The following is a 5,448-nucleotide window of genomic DNA, read 5'->3' as shown; positions in this document are numbered from 1 at the left end:
AGTACTCGGCGATCCATCTGGAGATGCGTGACATCTACGGAGTCCCGGACGAGGCGTCCTCGCCCCAGCTCTGGCCGAGCTCCCAGCCCTCGGCGTCGTGCCGGAGCACCCGGCCGGCCCGCGTCCGGCGGACGAGTTCGCGCCAGCGGGCGAGCTTGGCCGAGAGGAGGTCGTCGAAGCGGGCGAGGAGGGTGCGCAGCGCGTCGCGCGGGCGGTCGTCGGCGCGGAGGCGCTGGAGGACGGCCTCGCCGAACAGCAGGGCCAGGTAGGCGCGTTCGGCCGGGGTGAGCCGGCCCTCGTGCGGGGGCAGGCGGTGCCAGATGGCGGTGAGGCGCCGGCGGGCGCGGTCGGGCAGGCCGAGGAGGCGCGCGGCCTGGGCGGCGGCGATGACGGCGTCGGTGGGGAAGGGGGCGCTCTGCGTCACGGGCGTCTGGCGCAGCGCGGGGGAGAAGCGGACGGGCAGCGGCGGGTAGGCGGGGTGGCCGTCGGTATCGTCGGTACCGCAGGAGGAGCAACTGGGCTCCTGTGGCGGCAGGACGGGCACGTCGATCGTCTCCGCGGGCTGGTGGCACCAGTCGATGTGTGCGCCGTGCTCGACCAGCACGGTGTTGCCGCGGGCGACGCCGACCTCCAGGTCCGTGCACTCCGGGCCGCCGCGCGCGCTGACGCAGAGCGGGAAGGCCAGTGCGTCCTCGTGGGCCCAAGTGACCTGCACAAGGGGCTGTTTGTAGAGCCGGTCCACGTCCTCGGTGACGGAGACGAGTCGGACGGCCTGGCGGTGGCTGCGGTCCGCGTCGGCTGGCGCGCCCGTCCTCGCGCCGAGGATCTCCTCGAAGACGAGGACGTCGCCGGGGCGAAGGCACAGGGCCCGCCGGTCCGCTGAACCGTCGACGAGGGTGGCCGACGTGGTGCCGGCCGGGAGGCAGCACTCGGCGTCGCCCCACGTCCACAGGTGGATCAGGTTGTGGGCGGGGCGCAGCGGCACGTCCTCGGCGTGGACGGGCTCGAAGGCCTGGTACGGCGGCAGGTGGCGGCGCTGGAGGTCGGTGGCGAGCAGCGCGGCGCCGAGCTCGGGCAGGACGGTGGGGGCGAGGGTGACGAACCGGAAGTCCCCGGCGGGAAGCGTGAGTTCCTCGTCGGTCTCCAGGCAGACCCAGGCGCGGGCCGCGCAGCCGTCGTGCATCGCGTAGTCGACGAGCCGGGCGTGGCGGCGCACGGAGACGCGGTGGCGGGCGGTGTCGAGGTAGGCCTCGGTGGCGGCGGCGTCCTGGCGGTAGGAGAGGCGGTCGGCCTCGTAGGCGAGGAGCTCGACGAGGGTGAGGCCGAGGTCGGGGACGTGCCGCTCGGTCCAGGCCGGCATGGTCAATGAGAGCCGGTCGAGGAGGAGTTGGCGGAAGCTCGCGTAGTCCTTCGCGAGGTAGTCGATCTCGGGCGCGGGCGGGTACGTCGGCGGGCAGCTGTCGGCCGGGGCGCAGTCGAGCGTCGCGCACTCGGGCCGGAAGGTGAACGCGGCGCTCGCGTAGCGGGGGTCGAAGCCGGGGTGCGGGTCGGTGCCGGGCCGCCCGTGCGGGTCGGCGCGGACGATGCTCAGGCGGTAGGCGGAGAGGTCGCCGGAACGGTCGACGGCGAGGACCAGGCGGTCGGCCAACTCCCGTTCGGCGTCCGCCTGGCGGCGCACGGCCGTGACGGTGATGCCGGTGATCCGCTCGCCGCCGTCGATGCGGAAGTTGGCGGGAGTGAGGCCCTCGGGCACCTTGCCGAAGAGGACGACGACGAGGGAGCCGTCGAGGACGTCGACGCTGTCGATGCCGTTGAGGTCGGACGCGCGCAGCCTGGCGCGCCGCCGTTCGTCCGCACACGTCATCGTGGCACGCTCCCTTCGAAGACGTCGGTGCGGACCTCGCCGGTGGCGATGAGCACGTAGCGCAGCTCGATGCGCAGGGTGCTCTCCTCGGCGGTGACGCGGAGCGAGTCGACCACGATGACGTCGCCCAGCCAGCGGTGCAGGGCGCCCTCGGCGGAGACCTGGAGGGCGGCGGCGAGTTCGACGCTGTTGGGTTCGAAGACGAGGCCGAGCAGGCCGCAGCCGAAGTCGGGGCGGTTGACGCGCTCGCCGGGGGTGGTGAACAGGAGCTGCTCGATCATGTCGCGCACGTGGTCCGGGTAGGCGGCTTCGGCGGTGCGGCCGCGGGCGTCGATGCGGAAGGGGAAGGCGAGGTCCATGGCTCACCGCCCCGTGACGAGGATCTGCATCGCAAGGACCATGGGCGGAGCGGGAGTCGGGGAGCCGATGCACACCCCGCCACCGGGCACGGGCGGTGGGGTCGGCGGCGGCGCCTGCACCAGCAGCGGCGCGCCGTTGACGAGCACCGAGGACACGTTCGCCCACTGCACGCTCGCGCACGGCGGTGTCACGGCGCACCCCGCGACCACGATCTGGTTGGCGCTCGTCGCGACCGGCATCCCCTGGATCAGCGCCCCGGGCGGCCCGGCGGGCAGGATGGTCGCGGTGCCGCCGTGCGGGCAGGTCATGGTGGCTCCGGTGTGGAGGGCGAGGCCGGGCATGGTGGTGTCCCCCAAGCGCTATTCCGGCACGACGAGCGTGCCGTTGTTGATGATCACGGCGGTGCCGGCGAGCCGGATGCTCGCGAGGCCGGGCCCGCAGGAGAGTTCGATCCCGGCCTCGCTGAGCTTGATGTACGGCCCTGCGGCGCCGCGCAGTTGGAGCCGGATGCCGCCGGTGGGCTCGCTGGCGTCGGTGAGCAGCACGTAGTTGCCGGCCGGGGTGCTGAGCACGACCTGCGGCACCTCCGGCGGCACGAGCGCGGCGACGGGCGGCTGCTCGATCGTCCCGCCGCGCCAGAACCCGGTCCACACGGCCCGGTTGACGTCGCCGTCCTCGAACTTGACCCACACGCCGGACTGCACGGCCGGCACGACGTGCATCCCCGAGGTCGCGTACTGGGGGACGGCCCAGATGCACGGGTCGCCGCCGAGCACGTCGTCGACCCGGACCATGACGCGGTTCTGCTGCAGCGGGTCGAAGTTGGAGACGACGACGCCGCGGTAGAGGTCGCGGAAGTCGGGCTGCTGGTTGGCGCTGGGCGCGGTCACGGTGCCACCCGGTCGGTGAAGGGGACGAAGCCGTCCCGGGCGAGGGAGAAGCTCTGGGTGTACTCGCCGCGCTTGATGTCGTGGGTGACGCTGCTGACGTAGTACAGGCCGTCGTAGGCGAGGCCCGCGCCGCGCACGCCGACGAGTCCGCGCGTGGCGAGCACCCGGCCGTACCGCAGGACGTCGAGCTTGCCCTGCCCGGTGACGGCGTCGGCGGCCCGGGACGTGACGCTGACGGCGCGCAGCATCGCGTCGGTGAGCGAGCGGTCGGTGAGCTTGACGAGCGGCTCCTCGCGCAGGGCGACGGCCGGGCGGGCGGCCAGCGGCGGCTTGAGGAGGCTGAGGCTGGGGACGGGCACCGAGATGCCGATCTTGGTGGTGGGTTCGGTGATCCGGACGGTGTACTGGGTGCGCGCGAGCCCGTCGAACGTGAAGGACAGCTGCTCGACGTTGTCCGCCGCACCGGAGTTGACGGTCAGCGCGGGCTGCGGGACGCCGATGCGCACCTCCGGGCCCCAGTAGGCGATGCTCACGCCGGGGGCCGGGCCAGGCACGAGGTAGAAGGTGTACCCGACCTCCTCGCCGAGGCTGCGCAGGTACGCGAGGTCGGTGGCGGACTGGACGGGGATCTGGTCGAGCGGGTTCGGGACGGTCGGGATGACGGGCGGGACGGCGACCGGCACGACCCCGTACAGCGCGTACTTGAGCAGCACGAGCGTCGCCCGGACGTTGTGCGGCATGGCCGGGTAGCACGCGTGCTCGGTGCGCAGGTCCATGAGGAGGGTGAGGTCCTCACCGGTGACGGTGAGCGTGCCGCTGCCGGGCGCGTCGCCGGGGTTGAGCTCGTGCCGGGTGATGACGCCGTCCATCAGCACCTCGGTGGAGCCGGCGACGACCGCGGCGATCACGACCCGGGCGGGCGGGTCGAGCAGGCCGGCGGGCAGGAGCGTCCGCGTGATGACGGACTTCTTGCTGACGGCGAAGGTGAGCTGGAAGCCGCTGCGGGCCCCGGCGCTCGACGTCACCTGGACGGACTGCAATGCGTCCATGAGCGGCTGCGGCGCGGGCGCGGTGACGATGTCCCCGATCCGCAACAGGAGTTGGACGCTCCTAGCCATGGAGTGCTCCCGGGACGAGCAGCGAGGCGGCGCCGGGGCCGGGCGCGGCGGGCAGGGTGATGCGCAAGCGCCGTCCGGGGACGGCGAGTTCGTCCGGCTCGTCGGCCCGGTTGGCGTCCGCGAGCTGCCAGGCGAGCTCGGCGTCGCCCAGCTCGGCGAAGGCGATCCGGTCCGCCCGCTCGCCCGCCGCGACGACGTGCTCGCGCAGCGGGGTGAGGTCCTCCGGGCGCGGCAGGAAGCGCCGCCGGACGTACGTCACCGTGCGCCCGTCCGGCAGACGATGGGTGGCGGTCGGCAGGGCCCGGTAGCGGCTGGTGAGGGCGAACACGGCTGTCTCCTGGTGGGGTTGGTCAGACGCGCGGGGTGCCGACGTCGGAGATCGGGTGGCGGACGGACTGGGCGAAGCCCTCCTTGCGGCCCTGGTAGGTCAGGTAGAGCACCCCGCCGTGGTGCTGGTGGCCGAGGTCGTCCACCGTGAGCACCCGCACGCCGACCCCGACCTTCGCGCGGACCGGGTTGAGCGCCTGGTCGAAGAACTCCTCGGTGACGGTGAACTCGGTGATCCGCACCGGCACCACCCGCTTGGGGCCCAGCACCAGGACCAGCAGCGGCGACTCCATCGGCGCCACCTCGATCTGGCCGGCCCGCGCCAGCGCGTCCTCGTGGCGCAGCTGCTCGACCGTGGGGTACATGGTCAACTCCAGGGCGGAGAGCACCGGGTGGAGCCCGTCCGGGAACTTCTCGGGCGCGTCGGTGGCGTCGAACTCGGCGTCGAACCGGAACTGCTCGTGCGCGGGCCCCTTGAGCCGCAGCACCTCCAGGCGGTCGCCGGGCTCGCTGCCGATGCCCTGCGGGGTGAGCGTGCGGGTGAGCGTGTCCGGGTTGTACTGGAACGGGATCGTGCGCAGCACGGTGCCCCGGTCGGGGTCGACCAGCACGAACCCGCCGCGGACCGGGGTGAACGCCTCGGGGAACGCCGTCACGTGAGGACCTCCATCAGAATGCGATCCCCGCTTCCACGCCGATCCGGAACCAGCGCACCGGGTCGGGGTCGCCGAGGCGGGTCCCGGCGCCGAGGTCGAGGCCGATGTCGACGGCCTTGCCGCGGTCGAAGCGGCCGCTCTGGTAGCCGGCCCGCAGCCCGCCGCCGACGAAGGGCAGCGTCCGGCGGGCGTCGGAGCTGCCGAACTCGCCGGCCGCGCCCACCTCCCCGTAG

General features: G+C 73.5%; 8 protein-coding genes. All 8 read right to left on the bottom strand.

Going from position 1 to position 5,448, the window contains the following annotated elements; translation table 11 throughout:
• Positions 1 to 34: 34 nt before the first annotated feature.
• A complete protein-coding gene (locus AB0O00_RS28220) occupies positions 35 to 1,864 on the bottom strand; it encodes a hypothetical protein (protein WP_363656432.1) in 1,830 nt (609 codons plus the stop codon).
• Complete coding sequence (locus AB0O00_RS28215; protein ID WP_363656430.1) at positions 1,861 to 2,223, bottom strand: GPW/gp25 family protein; 363 nt, start codon at positions 2,221 to 2,223, stop codon at positions 1,861 to 1,863. Before AB0O00_RS28215 ends, AB0O00_RS28220 begins: the two co-directional genes overlap by 4 nt.
• Positions 2,224 to 2,226: 3 nt before the next feature.
• Complete coding sequence (locus AB0O00_RS28210; protein ID WP_363656429.1) at positions 2,227 to 2,580, bottom strand: hypothetical protein; 354 nt, start codon at positions 2,578 to 2,580, stop codon at positions 2,227 to 2,229.
• A 3-nt stretch (positions 2,581 to 2,583) separates the two neighbouring features.
• Positions 2,584 to 3,114 carry a phage baseplate assembly protein V gene (locus tag AB0O00_RS28205; RefSeq protein WP_363656427.1) on the bottom strand — a complete coding sequence of 177 codons (531 nt, stop codon included), beginning with the start codon at positions 3,112 to 3,114 and terminating at the stop codon, positions 2,584 to 2,586.
• Positions 3,111 to 4,232: a hypothetical protein gene (locus tag AB0O00_RS28200; protein WP_363656425.1), complete on the bottom strand. Its 1,122-nt coding sequence runs from the start codon at positions 4,230 to 4,232 to the stop codon at positions 3,111 to 3,113. The genes AB0O00_RS28205 and AB0O00_RS28200 overlap by 4 nt, the downstream gene beginning before the upstream one ends.
• The gene (locus tag AB0O00_RS28195; RefSeq protein ID WP_363656423.1) at positions 4,225 to 4,560 is read right to left on the bottom strand and encodes a LysM domain-containing protein; all 336 of its coding nucleotides are present in this window, start codon (positions 4,558 to 4,560) and stop codon (positions 4,225 to 4,227) included. Before AB0O00_RS28195 ends, AB0O00_RS28200 begins: the two co-directional genes overlap by 8 nt.
• A gap of 22 nt (positions 4,561 to 4,582) precedes the next feature.
• Positions 4,583 to 5,215 carry a hypothetical protein gene (locus AB0O00_RS28190; RefSeq protein WP_363656421.1) on the bottom strand — a complete coding sequence of 211 codons (633 nt, stop codon included), beginning with the start codon at positions 5,213 to 5,215 and terminating at the stop codon, positions 4,583 to 4,585.
• 13 nt (positions 5,216 to 5,228) lie between these two features.
• Positions 5,229 to 5,448, bottom strand: a 220-nt coding sequence (locus AB0O00_RS28185) for a hypothetical protein (RefSeq protein WP_363656420.1), incomplete at its 5' end; no start/stop codon positions are given.

This window comes from Kitasatospora sp. NPDC093558 (assembly GCF_040683475.1).
In the GTDB taxonomy this organism is placed as follows: domain Bacteria; phylum Actinomycetota; class Actinomycetes; order Streptomycetales; family Streptomycetaceae; genus Kitasatospora.
Note: the sequence above shows the minus strand (reverse complement) of the source record. Positions and strands in the feature narration are given on the sequence as shown.